This window comes from Microbacterium oleivorans (assembly GCF_001644225.1).
GTDB classification, from domain to species: domain Bacteria; phylum Actinomycetota; class Actinomycetes; order Actinomycetales; family Microbacteriaceae; genus Microbacterium; species Microbacterium gawkjiense.
Genome location: NZ_LSTV01000004.1, coordinates 24,612 through 45,431, shown reverse-complemented (window position 1 = coordinate 45,431; position 20,820 = coordinate 24,612). Strand labels below are relative to the sequence as shown.

The 20,820-nt window shown below is 66.6% G+C and carries 20 protein-coding genes; 9 read left to right on the top strand and 11 right to left on the bottom strand.

Annotated features, from left to right (window positions below):
- Positions 1-82 precede the first annotated feature (82 nt).
- The 7 genes from AYL44_RS14570 to AYL44_RS14435 all read right to left on the bottom strand — a co-directional run bounded on the left by AYL44_RS14570 (position 83) and on the right by AYL44_RS14435 (position 6,605).
- The gene (locus tag AYL44_RS14570) at positions 83-1,258 is read right to left on the bottom strand and encodes a hypothetical protein (RefSeq protein WP_157532645.1); all 1,176 of its coding nucleotides are present in this window, start codon (positions 1,256-1,258) and stop codon (positions 83-85) included.
- Positions 1,258-1,491 carry a DapH/DapD/GlmU-related protein gene (locus AYL44_RS14900; protein ID WP_197471648.1) on the bottom strand — a complete coding sequence of 78 codons (234 nt, stop codon included), beginning with the start codon at positions 1,489-1,491 and terminating at the stop codon, positions 1,258-1,260. Before AYL44_RS14900 ends, AYL44_RS14570 begins: the two co-directional genes overlap by 1 nt.
- 260 nt (positions 1,492-1,751) lie before the next feature.
- Positions 1,752-2,813 carry a glycosyltransferase gene (locus AYL44_RS14445; RefSeq protein ID WP_082886188.1) on the bottom strand — a complete coding sequence of 354 codons (1,062 nt, stop codon included), beginning with the start codon at positions 2,811-2,813 and terminating at the stop codon, positions 1,752-1,754.
- 1 nt (position 2,814) lies between these two features.
- On the bottom strand, positions 2,815-4,047 hold the full coding sequence (locus AYL44_RS14565) for an O-antigen ligase family protein (protein ID WP_197471647.1): 1,233 nt from the start codon (positions 4,045-4,047) through the stop codon (positions 2,815-2,817).
- Between the two features lie 22 nt (positions 4,048-4,069).
- Positions 4,070-4,909 carry a glycosyltransferase gene (locus tag AYL44_RS10700; RefSeq protein WP_064003292.1) on the bottom strand — a complete coding sequence of 280 codons (840 nt, stop codon included), beginning with the start codon at positions 4,907-4,909 and terminating at the stop codon, positions 4,070-4,072.
- Positions 4,899-5,864 carry a glycosyltransferase gene (locus AYL44_RS14440; protein ID WP_082886196.1) on the bottom strand — a complete coding sequence of 322 codons (966 nt, stop codon included), beginning with the start codon at positions 5,862-5,864 and terminating at the stop codon, positions 4,899-4,901. Before AYL44_RS14440 ends, AYL44_RS10700 begins: the two co-directional genes overlap by 11 nt.
- Complete coding sequence (locus tag AYL44_RS14435) at positions 5,865-6,605, bottom strand: glycosyltransferase (protein WP_082886186.1); 741 nt, start codon at positions 6,603-6,605, stop codon at positions 5,865-5,867.
- Between the two features lie 365 nt (positions 6,606-6,970).
- On the opposite strand from AYL44_RS14435, the gene rplM reads away from it, so the two are divergent.
- From rplM to rfbD, 6 genes are all read left to right on the top strand, one after another.
- A complete protein-coding gene (gene rplM, locus AYL44_RS10690) occupies positions 6,971-7,417 on the top strand; it encodes a 50S ribosomal protein L13 (RefSeq protein ID WP_064003290.1) in 447 nt (148 codons plus the stop codon).
- A 29-nt stretch (positions 7,418-7,446) separates the two neighbouring features.
- Complete coding sequence (gene rpsI / locus AYL44_RS10685) at positions 7,447-7,932, top strand: 30S ribosomal protein S9 (RefSeq protein WP_064003289.1); 486 nt, start codon at positions 7,447-7,449, stop codon at positions 7,930-7,932.
- Positions 7,933-7,939: 7 nt separating this feature from the next.
- Positions 7,940-9,283, top strand: a complete 1,344-nt coding sequence (gene glmM / locus AYL44_RS10680) for a phosphoglucosamine mutase (RefSeq protein ID WP_064003288.1) — start codon at positions 7,940-7,942, stop codon at positions 9,281-9,283.
- A gap of 130 nt (positions 9,284-9,413) precedes the next feature.
- Positions 9,414-10,283 (top strand): glucose-1-phosphate thymidylyltransferase RfbA, encoded by an 870-nt coding sequence (rfbA, locus tag AYL44_RS10675; protein ID WP_064003287.1) that lies wholly within the window; start codon positions 9,414-9,416, stop codon positions 10,281-10,283.
- Between the two features lie 2 nt (positions 10,284-10,285).
- On the top strand, positions 10,286-11,284 hold the full coding sequence (rfbB, locus tag AYL44_RS10670; protein WP_064003286.1) for a dTDP-glucose 4,6-dehydratase: 999 nt from the start codon (positions 10,286-10,288) through the stop codon (positions 11,282-11,284).
- Positions 11,285-11,286: 2 nt separating this feature from the next.
- Positions 11,287-12,684: a dTDP-4-dehydrorhamnose reductase gene (gene rfbD, locus AYL44_RS10665; RefSeq protein WP_064003458.1), complete on the top strand. Its 1,398-nt coding sequence runs from the start codon at positions 11,287-11,289 to the stop codon at positions 12,682-12,684.
- A gap of 16 nt (positions 12,685-12,700) precedes the next feature.
- Here rfbD and AYL44_RS10660 read toward each other — a convergent pair whose 3' ends face one another.
- Positions 12,701-14,164 (bottom strand): hypothetical protein, encoded by a 1,464-nt coding sequence (locus tag AYL44_RS10660; protein ID WP_064003285.1) that lies wholly within the window; start codon positions 14,162-14,164, stop codon positions 12,701-12,703.
- Positions 14,165-14,348: 184 nt separating this feature from the next.
- On the opposite strand from AYL44_RS10660, the gene AYL44_RS10655 reads away from it, so the two are divergent.
- Both AYL44_RS10655 and AYL44_RS10650 read left to right on the top strand, forming a co-directional pair.
- Positions 14,349-14,519: a CsbD family protein gene (locus tag AYL44_RS10655; protein ID WP_064003284.1), complete on the top strand. Its 171-nt coding sequence runs from the start codon at positions 14,349-14,351 to the stop codon at positions 14,517-14,519.
- Between the two features lie 134 nt (positions 14,520-14,653).
- Complete coding sequence (locus tag AYL44_RS10650; RefSeq protein ID WP_064003283.1) at positions 14,654-16,471, top strand: hypothetical protein; 1,818 nt, start codon at positions 14,654-14,656, stop codon at positions 16,469-16,471.
- Positions 16,472-16,488: 17 nt separating this feature from the next.
- Here the strand turns inward: AYL44_RS10650 and AYL44_RS14705 are convergent, their stop codons facing one another.
- The 3 genes from AYL44_RS14705 to AYL44_RS10640 form a co-directional block, all read right to left on the bottom strand.
- Positions 16,489-16,632, bottom strand: coding sequence for a hypothetical protein (locus AYL44_RS14705; protein WP_197471646.1), 144 nt, complete (start codon positions 16,630-16,632; stop codon positions 16,489-16,491).
- 203 nt (positions 16,633-16,835) lie between these two features.
- The gene (locus tag AYL44_RS10645; RefSeq protein WP_231872780.1) at positions 16,836-18,386 is read right to left on the bottom strand and encodes a GMC family oxidoreductase; all 1,551 of its coding nucleotides are present in this window, start codon (positions 18,384-18,386) and stop codon (positions 16,836-16,838) included.
- A gap of 17 nt (positions 18,387-18,403) precedes the next feature.
- Positions 18,404-19,780, bottom strand: a complete 1,377-nt coding sequence (locus AYL44_RS10640; RefSeq protein ID WP_064003282.1) for an alpha/beta fold hydrolase — start codon at positions 19,778-19,780, stop codon at positions 18,404-18,406.
- Positions 19,781-19,924: 144 nt separating this feature from the next.
- On the opposite strand from AYL44_RS10640, the gene AYL44_RS10635 reads away from it, so the two are divergent.
- Positions 19,925-20,818: an SDR family oxidoreductase gene (locus AYL44_RS10635; protein ID WP_064003456.1), complete on the top strand. Its 894-nt coding sequence runs from the start codon at positions 19,925-19,927 to the stop codon at positions 20,816-20,818.
- Positions 20,819-20,820 lie beyond the last annotated feature (2 nt).

Below are 20,820 nucleotides of genomic sequence, written 5' to 3'. Positions count from 1 at the left end.
TCGGGCGTCCGATCAATTCGGCTCAGTCTGCCACAGGGGTGTGTCGGGCAAATGACGCGGGGGACCGGCGAGGGCGTCGTCATCAGGGTGCGACTAGGAAAAGGAAGGAGGTGACGGCGATGAGGGCAGCGCCGCCTTGAAGGGTCCGCTGCCGTCCAGCCAACGCCACCGCGGTCACGGCGGCCGAGAGTGTGAAAGTCGCGAAGTATCCGATGACGGAAGGGTTCGCGTGGAGTGCGAGAACCGCGGTGGTGGCTACGCACAAGTCCGCCGTGGTCTTGATGCTTAGGGCCCGGACACTTAGGCGGGCGTGCGCTTGACGAACGAGTAAGGAGGAAGCTGTGATCATCGATGCCCAAGGGATTAGGTACACCCAGGTGCCCGCATCAGAACGAGCGTATTGCAGTATCAGAGCAGCGACGGATCCCAGCAAACCGACTGTGAGCAGAATCAGGATGAGGCGCGGTGCCTCGGTTGGCTTCTCATGCCAGGAGTACTTCACCGAGAGGATGGAGTTGACGAACAGATTGATGCCAGCGCCCACGAACCTCCCTACGAAGTAGGCCAGGGCTAAAGTCCCGGCGGGCAGCGACAGGAGAGCGGATGCGGCCAATATGGGCATGACGGCGCTGGTCACTGAAGCGACACCCAGAAAGATCGCATGCTCAGTGACCAGCTTGCGCGCCTCGGGTTGCGAGACTCGGGTGCTGATCCCTGACACTGTTTGAGATCTCCTTACTGCCGTCGTCAGCGCCCCGACGCCTCCGAGTGTCCAGAAAAACCAGATCACGAGAAATTTCTGAGCCGGGAGTGGGAGTGCAACCAAGAGTCCAGTCGACAGGGCTGCGGCGGAAAAGACGGATACGAGCGGAATGAGTGCGGGTGAACCGTTGCACGCGCCTCGGGCGGCATAGACTCCTGCCGCGGCATACAGTGCGCCGCCGAATCCGAACAGCACAAAGCTTGATGGCGAGTCGGACGAAGGTAAGGCGATCGCAGCGACGCCCCCTGCCATGACGCTCACGCCTCCGGCAATCACCGCACATGTAGTCCATCGGTTGAACGAGGGGCGACCGATGGCCAGGTTGTAGACGACGCCCATGGCCACCCCAGTCAGTGAGACCGTGCCAACCTGGAGCATGAGCGTGAATGCATCGGCGCCACTGGGCCCGACTACTAGAGGCAGGCACGCGAGAAATACGGCGAGCAGAATCTGCGAGCCGAGGTTCGTGCCGATAACGCGGACATACCGCTTCATTAGAGGGAGCGAACTTTCCGCGCAGGCACTCCCGCGTACATTGCATCCGGTTCGCAGTCCCTATTGACCACGCTGCCCGCGGCGATCACCGCGCCGGCGCCGACCTGGACACCGGGAAGGATCACGCTCCCTGCTCCTATCCACACTCCGTCTCCGATGATCACCGGCTTGGTGCGTGCGATTGCTGCACGCTGATGAGAAGGACCCTGATGGTGGGTGCTGGTGAGGATCATCGATCTCATCCCGATCGCGACCCCACTGCCGATTCGAATGGAGTCGGAACCGTCCAGAAATGTTTCTGTGTTGATGAATGTCCGTGCCCCGATTGATACTCGGACATCCGTCACCTTCACGCCATTCGAGAGTCGTGCGGTGGGGTGGATGCGGCAGCCGAGAAGGTTCAGGTAAGCCGGGCGGAGGGGCTGCGGAAACAGGGGGCTTCCGGGTAGGGATGTCAGGAGAAGGTCGCGACGTAGTCGAGGCCATGCACGTCTCAATATGCGATAGAGAACAGCCACTGATCTGCTTCCTTTCGCGCATCGCTCTCGGGCAGGGAGCTTCGGACCGACGCTCGATCCAGCGGGCGAGAAATCGCGCGACGGATGCCTGCAGTCAGGGCTTCGACGGTAACGGGATCATCGACGACGACGTGCCCCGTGTTCTCGAGCCAAGAGGACAGGCCGGTGGAACGTGTGGTGACTATCGTCAGACCTTCGCTCAGCGCCTCGGTGATCGGAAGACCAACCTGCTCGCGCCACCTATCCGTGTCTCGCGACGCGAGAACCAGGACGCGCGCTGACCTGATTGCTTCGATGACCCCCTGCCGAGGCGGATCGATCTTCAGTTCGATCTGAGAGCGGGCGGATGTCAATTCCGTGATCCTCTCCTGAGCCGCTCCCTTCCCCACCATCAAAAAACGGAAGCCCGGATTCTCTTGAGACAACGCGGCGAACGCCTCCGCCGTCTCGACTGGGGATTTCCGATCTTCGAAGGCGCCAACGAAGATCGCATCTATCGTGGGGTTGTCCGTCGCGAAGCCTACGGGCGCTGGCAGGGCGGGGTGCAACTCAATTTCGGCGTTCCGGAGTGTGAGTCTCGCGTGAGACAGATAATTGTCGCGAGCGGCTGTGGTCCCGAAGCTGATCCGAGACGCCTTCGGCAATAGGTGCAGACCAACCCGTAAAATCAGGCGACAGGCGGTCTTCGGTAGCCCGGTTCGGGCCGCTAGTGAAGCAATAGGCGACAAGTTTTCGATCGCGTAGAAGACAATGAGGGGCCGATGTTGTTTCGGCATGCTGATCACTGCAAGTTTGAGAGCGAAGAGCAGGGGCCAGGCGTTGAATTGAAGGGCCTCATTTGTCTCGATAACGGCCGGTCGTTCTCGGCGCACAGCTCTGACTACTTCGAAGATATTGACTCTGCGGATTCGTGATTCGCTCAACCCGACCAGGTCTTCGGCGAAATCGTAGCTCTCGCGCAGGTAAAGGGTCAGCGCAGGTTCAAATTCTCCTAGCCGCTCGAGATGTGCCGATCGTAGCGATCGATACACGCGCATATTAGTTCTCAAAAGCTGAACTCGCCTTCAACTGGCCGCGGGCGCGCGCAAGTCGGTTCGTTTGTGGATGCTTCTGTCGTGAGCTCCAAACCACACCGAAGGAAGCCCCCACTAGGAAGACCCAGATGGCACCCAGCCCGTCCCATGCGTGGAGGGCCAGTGAGAAGCCAGCTGCGGAGCAGAGCGCGGCCGTCAGTCCTATCTGTTGGTGCACACCGATCGATCGGACGGCGACTATGGCGGCAACTGACACAAGTAGAAGTCCCACCCACCCTAAGGTGAAGGCGGAGTAGACGAGTTCGGAGTCCAAGGTTTGCAGAATGTCTTTCGCACCGAATGCCTCCGTTTGCACCAGCCACTGCCCTGCCGGGAATGTACCTAGGCCATATCCAAGTGGTCGGTGCAAAAGGAATTCGGGGACCGTTGAATAGATGGCCCATCGATAATTCGCACTGTAATCCCCCCCGGTGTTTCCTGATACCGCCGCCGACCACACGAAGATCGACATATATGCAAGCCCGACTAAGCCGACAGCTGCCAACGCGACAAGAACACGCGCTTTTTTCGCTATGGCGCGTCTCAACGTCGGCACAAGGGCGACGAGCGCGAAGCAGATAGCCAGGAAGAACGGCCCGCGACTCCCAGTCGCACCGATCCCAGCAAGCAGAGCACATAGCGTCAAGGTTCGCACCAACGGATTTCGTATCGCTCCGCACATCGGGACTGCCAGCGCTATGAGGGTGCCCAGGACTAGGGAGTGGTCAGAGGCCAGAACGGCGCGGACGGTCCCATCCCGAGACATCGCGGCAAGCATGGTATCCCGCGAGAATAGCGATCGGGTGGCCGCAACCTCGACCATAGCGAGGCCGCTATTCACGGCGGCAATGGTGACATATGGAACCGCAAGGCTACGTAGAAGAGAGGGGGTCTTCGACACGGCGAAGCCAGCGAAGAGCATGACGGGCGTGACGACAAGAAGTCGCTGAATGTTTGTCGCGAGGAGTGGGTCTCCGAGGGCGTCCGCCGCGAGATAGCTGACTCCGATGGTCGCGGCTAATGCGAAGAGCGTCAAGACGAGATTCAGGGCAAGCACTTGAGGGTCGAGGATCCTCCTTGCGGCTGCAACAGACACCACAAGGCCTAGGAACACGAGGATGAGGCGATTGTTTGCGACTGACGACGTGAGGGCAGGGAAAAAAGTGACGGCGGCGAAGATCCAGCCAGACGCCGTCACGGTTCGAAGGGACAACCGTGCGTCAGCGGTACCGGATCGCATGCCGGACTCCCTTGAGATAGGAGGCTAAATTTCGCACTCTGGATCTGTCCCCATGGGCTTTGATGGCGAACCTCAGGCCTTCGCGAATGATCGCCAGAATGGCTCGCGGAGGCGCCGTGTGGCGGATCGCGAAGAGACCCCCACTGCGACCCACAAAGTAGGGCGGCGCGCCCTTCGTGCTCTGGGTTACGGATGACCCGGGGTCGACCAAGATCCTCCATTCGGAAGATCGCATGCGGGCGTGAAGATCGGTCTCTTCGTAGTACATGAAGAACGCGGGATCGAACCTGTGATTTCGCAGCGCTTCGGCACGATACATAACGAACGCGCCGTCCAACCACTCACAGTCGGCCAGTCCGACGGGCATGTTTAGGCGATGGGTGGGCCTCCGAGCGAAGCGCGAGTAAACACCGCCCGTCGACCAAATCTGATTACCGGGACCTTCGAGTGTGAGGACTGGCCCGACGGCACCCGCGCCACTGTCCTCGCGCAGCGTCTGCCGCAGTCGTTCGAGTATCTGCGGCGAAAACCTCGTCTCGTGTGACGAAACTATGATGTAATCGGGCGGGTCCGCCTTCTCCAGATGCTGTTGAATGCCCACGTTGGCGGCGGCGCCGTAGCCTGCATTCCTGCAATTGATGCGCTCGACCGATGTCGGAAGTGCGCTCTCCAGAGACGCCCTCAAGGTTTCGGATTCGGAATTGTCCACCACGATGACGCGATGCTCGGGTACGCCTGCCGTCAGAAAATCCGAGATCGTGTCTAGTACTGCCGGAAAGTTCTTGTGGTGCACGATGACGACGCCAGTATCAATCAACACGCGCCGCGCCTCGACTCCTCCATAGCAAGCCGGCCGGGTAGCCCGCCATCTTGGCGATATCGCCGATGCTGACGATCAATGGTGCAATGACGATCCCACAAATTCGCTCGACCGGGCTGAGATTCTCATGGCGAAGAAGTCGACAAACGGTGCGGCGTAGATATGCTGCGCCTAACGGAAGTGCTAAGAGGAGCGCAACAGCGCGTCCTCGGCTTGCCATGCTGATCGCCACCGTGGCAAACAAATACGCTATGTACCTGGCAATGTGGCGCTTGGTCCATAGCTGCGCTTTTCCATCGCCCCGAGCGTATCGATAATACTGTTTGAAGAACTGCTGGATGCTACTACGCCCGCTCCAGGAGACGGTTGCGTTGACAATGAGATTAAGACGTCCGCCGGCGTTCAGCATCGCCAGGTCGAACACTAGGTCCTCCGAGTAGTCCAACCACTCTGGGTATCCGCCGGCAGCGGACCAGAGCGTTCGTTTGAACATGACAGACCGCGAGGATGGCAGAAAAGTGCGTTCCGAGATCTCGCTGGCCAAAGGAGTGATTGCGGCAGACAGTATCCGCTCGAATGGGGTGCGACCCGCAGGCGTGAAAAAGCCAGCCACGATATCCCCGCCAGCTCGTCCTTGGCGGAGGCGTTCAAGCCACCGCTCGTGGAGGTTCGTCCCAGCGTCGGTGACTGCGATCCAGTCATGCTTCGCGGCTCGAATGGCAAGGTTTCGTCCTGCGCTGATGTTCGCGCCGTGAGCCTCGATCAGATTGACTTCGAACGGGAGGCTCGACTCCGACTCGCGGATGAGTGCAACCGTGGCGTCAGAGGAACCGCCGTCGACCACCACGAGTTCGTCGGGTCGCACGGTCTGTCTGCGCAAAGAATCTAGCCAATCCTGGATCGAAGATTCCTCGTTCAGCACAGTGATAATCAAGCTGACGGGTGCTTCGTTCATTCAGGCCCTCCCGACAAGAAAGCGTGGGTGTTTTCGGTAGAAGCGGAACGCGCTCGCGACCTCAAGTTTCCATCCCCGCCAGTTCAATCCAGTGGACTCCCGCGCCCAACCGTGCGTCCATTGTGAGTCGCCATCCACGATGCTTGGCACGCCGGCGTGCCCTCCGCGAACGCAGAGGTCGATGTCCTCGTAGTACACGAAAAACTTCTCATCGAATCCGCCCAACTGTGCGAAGGTGTCGCGTCGCGTCGCGATCGCCGCGCCCATCAACCAAACGACGTTGCGTTCCTCGCCTGGCCCCGCATAGATGCGATAGCCCGATCGGCTCGCGCGCCCAGGTGCAAGCCTGTGCATGACCTTATTCGTGAGTGACGGCCGTCCGCGGCCATTCGGCTGCAAGCTTCCATCTGGGTACACGAGTTGTGGCGCTAGGAGTACATCACGGGACTCAAGGATTTCTTCCAGTCGCTCTAGGGTGCTGAAATCGATCCGAACGTCAGGGTTGGCCAGGATGAGGTGGTCTGTGGCCGCGACCCTCGCCGCAACATTGTTGGCCGAGCCAAAGCCGACATTCTTTGGCAGCTGGATGACCTCGGCGCCCAATTTTCGTGCCACCTCAACTGAATCGTCGGCGGACGCGTTGTCCACAACAATCCATCGATGAGGGGCCGGCACGCCCTTGGTCCAGAATTCCGCCAATTGACGACGATTGTTGAATGTAACTGTGATGATCGTGAACATCGAGCCCCCGGGTTACTAGCTGCCTGTGAAGCACGGAAGTCCTGGCTTCGGGTCATCTGATGCGTTCGATCCGTCAGTTCGCAAAGTGTGCAGGGTGCCAGGTAGTTACCCCGCGGCTTCGGTTCGGCGCTGCTGAAACCTAGCAGTTGAAGATGACGCCAATGTGTCCGGGGCTGTCCGCCACGTTTCCGAATCGTCCCAGCGGTGATCTGTAGTGTAAGCTTTCTCCTTGGTGCCTGCGCCCTGCTGGCCTCGCACCGCGAACGTGAGCCCTCCACTGGCGTGTTCGACCGGCATCCCGAGCGAACCACCCCGGAGTGGGATTCACGAACCTCTCCGTTCGAATCTATGAAAGCAGCACTACTGTGACGCGCACGTACACCCCCAAGGCTGGTGAGATCACCCGTGAGTGGGTGGTCATCGACGCATCCGACGTCGTCCTCGGCCGCCTCGCCTCGCACGCTGCCACGCTCCTGCGCGGCAAGCACAAGCCCACCTTCGCGAACCACGTCGACACCGGCGACTTCGTGATCATCATCAACGCCGACAAGGTGGCCCTCACCGGCCAGAAGCTCGAGCAGAAGAAGGCCTACCGCCACTCGGGCTACCCGGGCGGCCTCAAGTCGGTGACCTACTCCGAGCTCCTCGAGAAGAACCCGGTGCGCGCCGTCGAGAAGGCCGTCCGCGGCATGCTCCCCAAGAACAGCCTGGGTCGCCAGCAGCTGTCCAAGCTCAAGGTCTACGCCGGTGCCGAGCACCCGCACGCGGCCCAGCAGCCCACCACGTACACCTTCGACCAGGTCGCCCAGTAAGCGCCGCAGAGAAGAACAAGGATTATCTGATGGCGAAGATCGCTGACTCCCTCGACCAGACTCCCGAGAACTACTCGACCGAGACGCCGGCTGCCGCTGAGGCCGCCCCGGCTCGCCCCGTCCTCTCCGTCCCCGGCGCCGCTGTGGGCCGTCGCAAGCAGGCCATCGCCCGCGTGCGCCTGGTTCCCGGCTCGGGCACCATCACGGTGAACGGCCGCACGATCGAGGACTACTTCCCCAACAAGCTGCACCAGCAGCTCATCAACGACCCGTTCACGGTCCTCGGCCTCGCCGGTGGCTACGACGTGATCGCCCGCATCTCGGGTGGTGGCCCCTCGGGCCAGGCCGGCGCCCTGCGCCTCGGCATCGCGCGTGCGCTCAACGAGATCGACGCCGAGAACAACCGCCCGACCCTCAAGAAGGCCGGCTTCCTGTCGCGCGACGCTCGCGTCAAGGAGCGCAAGAAGGCTGGTCTCAAGAAGGCGCGCAAGGCTCCCCAGTACTCGAAGCGTTAATCCTTCGATGGCACTGTTCGGGACAGACGGTGTGCGCGGCCTCGCAAACGGCCCGCTCACCGCAGATCTCGCGCTGACCCTGGCCCAGGCGACTGCCGTCGTCCTGGGCCAGGGCCGTATCGCCGAGGCGCGGAAGGCCACAGGCAAGCGCCTGACCGCCGTCGTCGCCCGCGATCCGCGCGTATCAGGGCACTTCCTCAGCGCCGCCGTCGCCGCTGGGCTCGCCTCGTCGGGCGTCGACGTGCTCGATGCCGGCGTGCTGCCGACACCGGCCGCGGCGTTCCTCGTGAGCGACATCGACGCCGACTTCGGCGTCATGATCTCGGCCTCGCACAACCCGGCGCCCGACAACGGCATCAAGATCTTCGCGCGCGGCGGCGTCAAGCTTCCCGACGAGGTTGAAAAGCGCATCGAAGAGGCCATGGCCGGCCCGAAGCTGCTCCCCACCGGGGGAGCCGTCGGACGCATCAGCCGATTCGCCGACGCCGAAGACCGTTACGTCGTTCACCTGCTCGCGTCGATGCACACGCCTCTCCGTGGACTGCACGTCGTTCTCGACTGCGCGCACGGTGCGGCCTCCGGCGTCTCGCCCGAGACGTTCCGCGACGCGGGAGCGAAGGTCACCGTCATCGGCGCCGATCCTGACGGCGTCAACATCAACGACGGTGTCGGGTCGACCCATACCGACGTCCTCGTCGCCGAAGTGCTCCGCACCGGCGCCGACCTCGGCATCGCCCACGACGGTGACGCCGACCGCTGTCTCGCCGTCGACGCCGACGGCCGCGTCATCGACGGCGACCAGATCATGGCGATCCTCGCCGTCTCGATGAAAGAGCGCGGTCTGCTGCACCAGGACACCCTGGTCGCCACCGTGATGAGCAATCTCGGGCTCCACCGCGCGATGCAAGCCCACGGCATCCACCTCGAAACGACCGCCGTCGGCGACCGCTATGTGCTCGAGCGCATGAACGAGGGCAAGTTCTCGCTCGGAGGCGAGCAGAGCGGCCACGTCATCATGAGCGAATACGCCACCACCGGCGACGGCCTGCTCACCGGCCTGCACCTCGCCGCCGAAGTCGTTCGGCAGCGCAAGCCGCTGTCAGAGCTCGCGAAGGTCATGACCGTGTTCCCGCAGGTGCTCCTGAACGTGAAGGGTGTGGAACGTTCGCGCGCCACCGACCCAGACGTCCTCGAAGCTGTCGCGGCCGCCGAGGCTGAGCTCGGCGACGCGGGGCGGGTGCTGCTGCGGCCCTCGGGTACTGAGCCGCTCGTACGCGTCATGGTCGAGGCTGCGTCGGAGAACACGGCGTACAAGGTTGCCGAGCGTCTCGCGGAGGTCGTCAGGGGCTGACGGCCTCTCCCGAGCTCGTTCATTCCCGCACCAGGCGCCTCGATGCGTAACGAGCCCGTAGCTTCCACCCAGTAGGCTTCGAACGCCCTGGGCTGCCTTCGGGGTGACGCAATCACATGATGGGGGACTCATGAAGGGCATCATCCTCGCGGGCGGTTCGGGTACGCGACTGCACCCGATCACGCTCGGCTCGTCGAAGCAGCTGATCCCGGTGTACGACAAGCCGATGATCTACTACCCGCTGACGACGCTGATGCTCGCCGGCATCCGCGACATCCTGATCATCACGACTCCGCACGACGCGGTGCACTTCGAGCGGCTGCTCGGCGACGGCTCGCACCTCGGCATCAACCTGACCTTCGCGCAGCAGCCCTCGCCCGACGGACTCGCACAGGCGTTCACGATCGGCGCCGAGCACATCGGCGACGACAAGGTCGCCCTCGTCCTCGGCGACAACCTCCTCTACGGTCCCGGCCTCGGATCGCAACTGCAGCGCTACAGCGACATCGACGGCGGCGCCGTCTTCGCCTACTACGTCGCCGAGCCGAGTGCCTACGGTGTCGTCGAGTTCGATGCGGGTGGCCGCGCCGTCTCGCTCGAAGAGAAGCCCGCCGAGCCGAAGAGCAACTACGCCGTGCCCGGTCTGTACTTCTACGACAACGACGTCGTCGAGATCGCGCGCAACCTCGAGCCCTCGGCTCGCGGCGAGTACGAGATCACCGACATCAACCGTGCCTACCTCGACGCCGGCAAGCTGCAGGTCGAGGTGCTCCCGCGCGGCACGGCATGGCTCGACACCGGCACGTTCGACCAGATGCTCGACGCCGGCGAATACGTCCGCACCATCGAACGCCGCACCGGCCTCAAGATCGGCGTTCCTGAAGAAGTCGCATGGCGGCAGGGCTTCCTCTCCGACGACGAGCTGCGCACCTGCGCGCAGAAGCTCGTGAAATCCGGCTACGGCACCTACCTGCTCGACATCCTGAACAGAGGCGAATGACCTTGGCACACCTTCTCGTCACCGGCGGCGCCGGCTTCATCGGCTCGAACTTCGTCCACCACGTCGTCGCGCACACCGATCACACCGTCACCGTGCTCGACAAGATGACCTACGCGGGCAACCAGGCTTCCCTCGCCGACCTTCCCGAGAACCGCGTCGACCTCGTCGTCGGTGACATCGCCGACGCCGAACTCGTCGACGGACTCTTCGCGAAGGCGGATGCCGTCGTCCACTACGCGGCAGAGTCGCACAACGACAACTCGCTGCACGACCCGCGGCCCTTCCTCGACACCAACATCATCGGCACCTACACGCTGCTCGAAGCCGCCCGCCGCCACGACACCCGGCTGCACCACATCTCCACCGACGAGGTGTACGGCGACCTCGAGCTCGACGATCCCGCCCGGTTCACCGAGGACACGCCTTACAACCCGTCGTCGCCGTACTCGTCGACCAAGGCCGGCAGCGACCTGCTCGTGCGCGCCTGGGTCCGCTCGTTCGGCGTCCGCGCCACGATCAGCAACTGCTCCAACAATTACGGGCCCTACCAGCACGTCGAAAAGTTCATCCCCCGGCAGATCACGAACGTGATCCGCGGCATCCGCCCCAAGCTCTACGGCACCGGCGAGAACGTGCGCGACTGGATCCACGCCGACGACCACTCCTCGGCCGTCCTCACCATCCTCGACAAGGGGCGGATGGGCGAGACCTACCTCATCGGCGCCGACGGCGAGAAAGACAACAAGACCGTCGTCGAACTCATCCTCGAGCTCATGGGCGAACCCCGCGACGCCTACGACCACGTCACCGACCGCGCCGGCCACGACCTGCGGTACGCCATCGACTCCACCAAGCTCCGCACCGAACTCGGCTGGACGCCCTCCTACCGCGACTTCGAGGCGGGACTCGCCGCCACCATCGACTGGTACCGCGAGAACGAGAGCTGGTGGGCTCCAGCCAAGGACGGCGTCGAAGCCTTCTACGCCAGCAAAGGCCAGTGATCATGACGGAGTTCGGCAAGGCGCTCACGCCCACCGACACCGGCATCCCGGGACTCGTCGTCTGGGATCTGCCCGTCCACGGTGACAGCCGCGGCTGGTTCAAAGAGAACTGGCAACGCGAGAAGATGACAGCTGCGGGGCTCGCCGACTTCGGACCCGTGCAGAACAACATCTCGTTCAACGACGCCGTCGGGACGACCCGCGGCATCCACGCCGAACCCTGGGACAAGTGGGTCTCCGTCGCCACCGGCCGCATCTTCGGGGCCTGGGTCGACCTGCGCGAGGGGCCCAGCTTCGGCACCGTCTTCACCACCGAGCTCGACCCGTCGCGGGCGATCTTCGTGCCCCGCGGCGTCGGTAACTCGTACCAGACCCTCGAGCCCGACACCGCCTACACCTACCTCGTCAACGACCATTGGTCGCCCGACGCGTCGTACTCGTTCCTCAACCTCGCGGACGAGACCGCCGCCATCGCGTGGCCCATCCCGCTCGCCGACGTCGAGATCTCGTCCAAGGACCTCGCCCACCCGCGCCTCGCCGATGTCGTGCCCATCCCGCCGAAGAAGACGCTCGTCGTCGGCGCGAACGGACAGCTCGGCCGCGCGCTGCGCGACGCGTACGCGGACTCCGCCGACGTCGAGTTCGCCGGTCGCGAGAACCTCGACCTCACCACGGACCTCACCGGCGCACGCCGCTGGCGCGACTACGGCACCATCGTCAACGCCGCCGCCTACACGGCGGTGGATGCCGCAGAGACCGACCGTGCCGGCGCCTGGGCCGGCAACGTCACCGCCGTGGCGCAGCTCGCCCGCATCGCGACCGAGAACGGCATCACGCTCGTCCACGTCTCGAGCGACTACGTCTTCGACGGCACCCACGACGCACCCTACGGCGAAGGTGAGCCGGTCGCGCCGCTCGGCGTCTACGGCCAGACCAAAGCCGCCGCCGACGCGATCGTCGCCACCGTGCCCCGCCACTACATCGTCCGCACCTCGTGGGTGATCGGCGAGGGTAAGAACTTCGTCCGCACGATGGCCTCACTCGCCGAGCGCGGCGTCGCGCCGTCGGTCGTCGACGACCAGATCGGACGCCTCACCTTCACCGGTGACCTGGCCCGCGGCATCCGCCACCTGCTCGACGTCGAGGCTCCCGCCGGGGTCTACAACCTCACCGGCGGGGGAGACGCGGCCTCATGGGCGCAGATCGCCGCCGAGGTCTACGCACAGACCGGCCACGACGGTACCCAGGTGACGGGGGTGTCGACCGAGGAGTACTTCGCCTCGGCATCCGGCCCCGTTGCACCCCGACCCCGATGGTCGGTGCTCGACCTGGCGAAGATCGAGGCGACGGGGTTCGCACCGCGCGACTGGCGCGACTCGCTGCGCGACTACCTGAGCTGAGTCGAGCGCCTCGTGCTCAGGTCCAGGTGTGCACCGGCTCGTTCGTGTGCATCGCCTCGCGGTACTCGAGCAGCGTGGCGCGGAGAGCGTCGGCACGCTCCATGCCCGAGCGGGCCCGCATCCGCTTCGCGAACCACTCGGCGCCGTTCGTCTTCGTGACGCAGCGCCCCTCGATGATCCCCAGGTAGCGGTCGCGCTCGGCGGAGGAGACGCCCCAGGCGTCGAGCCCCTCGGCCGCGAGCGGCAGCAGAGTGTCGAGGATGAGCTCCGTCGCCGGCACCTGGCCCACACCCGGCCACGACAGCCGCGCGTCGATGCCGTCTCGCGCCGCCGAGAGGAAGCTCTCGCGCGCCGTCGCGAACGGCATACGCGACCACACCGGGCGCTCATCCTCCGCGAGCGAACGCACGAGGCCGAAGTAGAACGCCGCGTTCGCGACCGTGTCGACCACCGTCGGCCCCGCCGCGAGGATCCGGTTCTCGACGCGAAGATGCGGCATCCCATCGGCCACGTCGTACACCGGACGGTTCCAGCGGTACACCGTCCCGTTGTGCAGCTTCAGCTCCGCCAGCGACGGCACCCCGTCCGCCTCGAGCACCTCCAACGGATCCTCATCGTCGACGATCGGCAGCAGCGCCGGGAAATACCGCACGTTCTCCTCGAACAGGTCGAACACCGACGTGATCCAGCGCTCGCCGAACCACACCCGCGGACGCACCCCCTGCGCCTTCAACTCCTCGCTGCGTGTGTCGGTCGCCTGCTCGAACAGCGGGATCCGGGACTCCCGCCACAGCTCCCGCCCCAGCAGATACGGCGAGTTCGCCGCGACCGCCAGCTGCGCCCCCGCGATCGCCTGCGACGCGTTCCAGTACGCCGCGAACTGCGCCGGCGACGTCTGCACATGGAACTGCGTGCTCGTGCACGCCGCCTCCGGCACGATCGAGTCGGCCGTCGTCTCGAGCCGCTCCGGCCCCGCGATCGAGATCGCCAGATCCTCGCCGCGCGCATCGAGCACCTGCTCGTTCAACAGGTCGTACCGCGAATCCGCGCTCAACGTGCTGCGGCTCAAATGCGGTTCCGCGAGCGTGGGCAGGATGCCGATCATCACCAGATGCGCACCCAGGTCCTCCGACCGCGCCTCGGCCTCGTTCAGCCGCTCGCGCAGACCCTCCTCGAACGTCGTGAGCCCGCCCTCGCGCAGCTTCGCCGGCGGGACGTTGATCTCCACGTTGAAGCGACCGAGCTCCGTCACGAACGCCGGGTCCGCGATCGCCCGCAGCACCTGCTCGTTCCGCATCGCCGGGTCACCGACGGCGTCGACGAGGTTCAACTCGAGTTCGAGGCCCGTCATCGGGTCGTCCGTGTCGAAGCGCGCCTCGCGCAGCATCCGCTCGAACACGTCGAGGTTGCGACGGATCTTCTCGCGATGAAGGGTGCGGTCGGCGCCCGTGATCTCCTGCTTCTCGACTTCTTCTCCCACCCCGCCACGATAGGTCGCGACACCCGCCGCCCGCGGGGGCGTTGACAACCCGCGCCCCGTCGACCATGACGCGCTAACCCATCACGCCCGGAATAGCCAGGGGTTGGCTCGCATCCGGCCCCTGCCTAGCGTGGGTGGTCCCGGAACGCGCCGCTTCCGGAAAGATCGACGGAAGGACCAGATCATGGGACTCGACGACAAGATCAAGAACGCCGCACAGGACCTCACCGGAAAGGGTAAGGAAGCTGCCGGCAAGGCGAGCGACAACGAGCGCCTCGAAGCCGAAGGCCACCAGGACCAGACCGAGGCCAACCTCAAGAAGGCCGGCGAGAACGTGAAGGACGCGTTCAAGTAAGCCTCCCTCACCGAACGCCCGGGCCCACCACGGACCCGGGCGTTCGGCATGTCCCCGCGTCTCTCCGCGCCGCGCCTGACCCCTCGCTAGACTGACGCCCGGGCCGACCCGGGCCCGCTGGGGAAAGACGAATTATGGCCGGGGGAGATCCCGCACCCGTCGTTCGGCGACGCATCGGTCTCGGCGCTCACGTGTGGTGGGATGCCGTGACCAGCGGTGCCTTCTTCTCGCCCGCGGCGCTGTGGATCAGCATCCTCATCGCGGTCACGGTCCTCGCCCCGTTCCAGCACATCGACGAGGGCGCCGGGGTGGCCCACGTCGTATCGGTCGGATTCCTGGGGTGGGCGGCGCTCGCGGTGCTACTCGTCCCGGTAGCGCTCGCCGAGCGACGACTGCGCCGCGCGTCGCACCGCGGCATCCTCGTCCTCACCGCGGTCGCGGTGGCCGCCGGCATCCGCCCGTTCGTCAACGAAGCCATCTACGTCGGGCTGTACGACGGGGTGCCCGACTTCGACGGGGTCGGCGCGCGCATCGGGTCGAACGTGTTCGTCTGGCTCGCCGGCCTGTCGATCATCGCGATGACCGTGCGGTCGATCGAGCTCACCCGCGGTTCGCGCCGACGACTCACCGAGGCGATCGCGGCGCTCACCGCCGGCCGCCGGCGTCTCGCCCGGTTCGAATCCGAGAACCGTGCCGAGCTCGCTCCGCTCGTCTCGCGACTGCGTCGCCGCCGCGACGAGACGCTCGCCGGCACGATCGACTTCGCCACGGTCCGCGCGTACTCTGAGGAGGTGCGCACCGCGAGCCACCGTCTCGAGGAACGCGCCGGGCTCGACCTGCGCGCCGTGGAGGGCAGCACCGGCGAGCACGTCATCGAGCCGCCGTCCCGGTCGGCGCTGACCATGCTCCGCCCCGCGCCGTACCTGCTCACCGGTTTCGTCTTCCTCGTCGGCGCCGTGCCGTACGCGTATCAGTCGAACGGACCGTGGGCGGCGCTCGCCGCGATCCTCGCCGGAGCGCCGGTGACCCTCGCGGCCGACGCCGTCATCCGGTGGCTCGCCCGCGGCAAGGCCCCCGCGCGACGCGGACGGATCCTCGTCGGCGTGTGGCTCGCAGCCGGCGTCGCGATGACCGCGGTCGCGTGGGTCATCCTCGGACCGGCCGATCCGACCCGCTTCGTGCCCCTCATTTCGCTGCCGCTCGTTGCGCTCGCGCTCGCCGCGTGCACCGACGCGATCGCCCGCGCCGCCGACAGCGCCCATCGCCTCGAAGCGGTGCTGAGCCTCGTCGCCCGCACCCTGACCGCGAAGACCGCGTCGGCCCGCCGCCCGCTGCGGAACGCGGCGCACGTGCTGCACGGGCGGGTGCAGGGGCGGTGCGTGCTGCTCGCCGCGGCCGCCGACGAGTGGGAGCTCACGCCCGACGACATCGAGACGTTCCGGCGAGAGACGGATGCCGCCTTCGACTCGATCCTCGCGTTCATCGCCGAGACGGACTCGGCCGCGCTCGAGGGAACCCTGCAAGGAGCGCACGAGGACCTCTTCGAACTCGTCGCGACCTGGCGGACGGTGCTCGGGGTGTCGAGCGAGATCTCGCCCGAGGCGGTCGACGCGCTGCAGGACCCGGCGCTGTCACGCCGCGTCGCGACCGTCGTGAACGAGGGGTTCGTCAACGCGGTCAAGCACTCCGAGGCGAAGGAGGTGTGGCTGTCGATCGACGTCGTCGACGGTGCGCTGCTCGTCCGCACGTGGTCGCGCGGAGTGCTCGACCGCCTGCCGCCGGTGGGTCCAGAGCTGCGCGGCATCGACGTGCTCGGCGTCGGGTCGCGCATCTACCAGCGCGACGACGTCGTCGTGCTCGAGGTGCCGGTGCCGCTCAGCCCTGAGCTCGCCGTCGCGGCCGCGCCGGTTCGGCGGCCGTGGTGGACTCCGCGGGCGTCGCGCGTCGGCTGAGGATCAGTCCTCGGGGATCAGTACTCGAGCAGCGCCGCGACGACCAGCGCGAGCGCGCCGAGAGCGACCACGACCAGCACGGCATACGCCCACCGGGGCAGGCCCGGCGGCTTCGGAGCAGACCGTTTGCGGCGGCGACGGGTCGACGAGCGAGCTGACATCAGGTTCCTCCCCCAGAGCGGTCATATTCGCACACATGCATTTCGTCGCAGTTAACGGGAACCTGCGGGTTGGGGGCGGCGTGGCGCCGCGTTGCCGCGTTCACGGATGCAATGGATGCCGGGCGACGCGCGGCATCCATTGGTCAGGGGACGGCGTGTCGGGGCGGATCTGTTGCATCCGTGAACGCAACGGCCGGCCGGCCTCAGCGCGCGGCGAGCATGAGGTCGGCCGTGCGCAGCGACAGGGCCATCTGCGTCAGCGCGGGGTTCGCGGTCAGCGCGCTCGGGAACGTCGAGTTGTCGCAGATCCAGAGGTTGTCGACCTCGTGGGAACGACCGGATGCGTCGACGACGCCGTCCTCGGGGTCGTCGCTCATGCGCGCGGTCCCGAGCGTGTGGCACGAGCGCTGCGTGACCCGCGTGCTGCGCGCACCCGCCGCCCGAAGGATTCGCTCCATGACAGCCACGCCGTGCCGGTCGATGGCGCGCTCGTTCTCGCCTTGCGAGAAAGTGATCTCGGCCCGCGGCATCCCGTCCTCGGCGAGTTCGTCGCTCAGCGTCAGCGCGTTGCGGTCGTCGGGCAGGCACTCGCCGTTCATGCCGACACCCGCGCTGTACGGGTACTCGTCGACCGCCGCCATGAGCTCGCCGCCCCACAGCCCCGCGCCGCGCACGAGCTGCGTGCCGAAGTTGAGCGGCATGACGCCGAGGCTCTGCAGCAGGTATCCGCCCACGAAGTCGGCATCCGCGGGGCGCACGAAGTCCTCGCTGATGATCGACGACGGGTAGCCCCGGTACGCGCGGATCGGCTCGTCGAACCGGCCCCACACCTGCACGCCGCCGTGCGCCATGAACCCGCGCCCCACGACGCCGTTCGAGTTCGCGACCCCGGTGTGCAGCAGCAGCCGCGGCGTCTCCACGCCGCCTGCCGCGAGCACGAGCGCGGCGCACCGCTGCCGCCGCTCGACCCCGCCCGAGCGGTACACGACCGCGGTCACCCGGCCTGCGGCATCCCGTTCGATCCCGTGGACGAATGCGTCCGGGCGCACCTCGGCACCAGCCGCCACCGCGGCGGGCAGGTACGTGTTCGCGGTCGTCGCCTTCGCGCCGAACCGGTCCCCCTGGTGGATGTCGCCGTTGTCGAGCGTCGCCGGGCGCACGCCGAAATGCGGCTGGTCGCGGTCGCGCGTGAGGATCGCGGCCGGTCCATCGGTCGCGGTGATGCCGAGCGCGTCGCAGCCGCGGATCATCACGTCGGACGACCCGTTGCGGCGCACCGGGGGATAGGCGTACCGGCGCGACGGATCCCACGGGTAGTGCGCGGGACCGCTCACCCCGATGTCGGACTCCACCCGCTCGATGTAGCGGATCAACTCGGCGTGATCGATCGGCCAGTCGCGACCCTGGCCCGTGTCGGTGCGCAGCCGCAGGTCGCGCGCGTCCGGCCGCGGCGTGAACGCACCCCAGTGCAGCGTGCTGCCGCCGACACCGTAGCCGCTGTTGTTCGGCCCGAACGCGGTCGGGTCGTCGCCGCCGCTCAGCCGGTCCGACATCCAGTTGATCTTCGTGGACTCGAGCTCGTCGGGGGTGAACTCGCTCGGCGCGAAGTCCGGGCCTGCCTCGAGAGCCACGACCCGCAGCCCCGCCTGCGCCAGCCGTGCGAGCAGAGGAGCACCGCCGGCGCCCGTGCCCACCACGACCACGTCGACGACCTCGTCGGTGTCGAACCTCTGCATGCCCGGGTGATCAGTCACCCGGCGATGATCGCCGGTCACGCGGCATCCTCCACCACTGTCTGGCCGAGCTCGCTCGGCTCCCACGTCTCTCGTCCTCCGGCCGCGATGGTCGCCCATCCCGCCGGCTGTTGCGCCGTACCGCCCACCGCGAAGCCGTCGAACCCGATGCGCGCAAGGGATGCCGGGTGGGCGAGCCACATGCGCAGCAGATCGTTGCGGGCATCCTCGAACCACGAGCGGATGCCGTCGGCCCCGAGTCCGTCCGCGGCGATCCCGTCGGTGATCAGCGTCACGATCAGGCGGCGCTGCTCGGCGACGTCCGTCGGCCACACCGCCGCGATCGCGTCGAGGCCGCGCGCGTACGCGATCGGGTCTGCCGGGGAGCCCAGCGGGCGCCAGCCGTCGGTGCCGCCCTCGGCGAGCATGTCGTCGATGCGCGTGGCGAGATCGATCGTCCCGCCCTCGCCCTGCGGCACCAGCAGCGACGCGAGCGCCCGGAGCGTCTGAATCTGCGCGGGGTTCAGCGAGCGGGCAGCGCGGCCGCGGTCGTCCGCGATCGCGCGGCGCGCGAGGGTTCGCCGCACGGCGATGTCGACCCGCGTCGACGCGATGACGCGCCCCCATTCCGCCGGCACCACCGGAGCCGCGGCGCAGATCGCATCCCACGTCTCGGCGAGCACAGCGGCGACCCGCTCGGGGGTCTCGTAGGGCAGCAGATGACCGACACCCGGCATCCGCTCGACACGGGCACGGGGGTAGACGTCGGCGATCAGATCGGGCTGCGCGTCGGCGCCGAGCGACTCGTCGGCATCGCCCGCCAGCACCACGACGGGCAGGTCGAGCACACCCACGAGCCCGGTCGCGTCCTCGAGGCTGCCCGCGGTGAGCCAGTCGCGCCAGGCGGACGCCGGCTGTCGCACGACCGCGTCGACGGCGGCCTCGTGCACCTCGCTGGACAGCGGGGCGGCGACGTTCGCGGCGACGAAGGCCGCGGCATCCTCCCGCGACAGGTGGTCGCCCTGCGCGGTCGCCAACATTTCGGCGCGCTTGTCGTCGGGCATCGGCTCGGGCGTCGAGGGAGAGGGGGCGAGCAGCACGGCGCCCGCGAGCCCGAAGACCTGCTCGGTGCCGGCCAGCACGCGCGCCATGACACGGGCGGCGACCTTGCCTCCGAGGCTGTGCCCACACACGAGGAACGGGCCGCCGTCGGTTTCGGCCGCGATCCGTTCGAGCGCGGTGTCGGCCAGGTCGTCGACGGATGCCGCGCGCCCTTGATCGAGCAGGTCGATGCCCACGACGCGGAGTCGCGGATCGGTCGCCGCCGCGATGGCGCGGGCGGATGCGGCATCCAATCCCAATCCCGGCAGGAAGAAGACGGTGCACTCGTGAGGGGGGTTCGCAGCGCTCGGCACGGGACAACCCTAGGAACGCGGCCGACCTTCCTCGCCTGCTTGCGCACCCGCCGGGGAGGTGCGATCATCCCGCGCCCCTGCCTCGCCGCGCACGCGGACGCAAGGGGGTGAATCGCGCTCCGGCGCCGACCTACCGTGGCGAGCATGACCGACCAGTACACGTTCGACAACCCCGTCACCCGCTACGCCCGCGTCGAGCCGCCCGTGCAGCACCAGCCGGAGCCCGGCGTGCAGGCGCGGATGACGCCCGTCCCCGACCTGGGCGAGCACACGTACCGCGGATCCGACCGGCTGCGGGGGCGCAAGGCTCTCGTCACCGGCGGCGACTCGGGCATCGGCGCGGCGGCTGCCATCGCCTTCGCACGCGAGGGAGCGGACGTCGTCATCGTGCACCTGCCCGACGAGCAGGAGGATGCCGATCACGTCCTCCAGGTCATCGCCGACGCCGGCGTCCGCGGCCACGCGATCGCCGCCGACATCACCGATTCCGATCGCTGCCGCAAACTCGTCGCCGAGGCGGTCGAATTCCTCGGGAGCATCGACATTCTCGTAAGCAACGCGGGGAAGCAGATCGCCGTCGACCGTGTCGAGGACCTCTCCGACGATCAGTTCCGCACCACGTTCGAGACCAACGTCTTCGCCTTCTTCTGGATCGTGAAGGCCGCCCTCGTGCACATGCCTCCAGGGGCATCCATCATCAGCACCGCTTCGCTCGAGGCCTACAAGCCCGCGCCCGACCGCCTCGACTACGCGGCGACGAAGGCCGCGGTCAACAACCTGTCGAAGGGTCTCGCACAGCAGCTGGCGCCCCGCGGCATCCGGGTCAACGTCGTGGCTCCCGGCCCGGTGTGGTCGGCGCTGCAGGTCAGCGACGGCGTCTCGGACGAGCAGATGCAGGCGTTCGACGAGGAGAACGAATACAAGCGCGCCGGACAGCCCGCCGAGATCGCACCCGCGTTCGTGTTCCTCGCTTCGGCGGAGTCGAGCTACGTCTCGGGCGAGACCCTGAACGTCAACGGCGGGATGGTCACGCCGTAGCG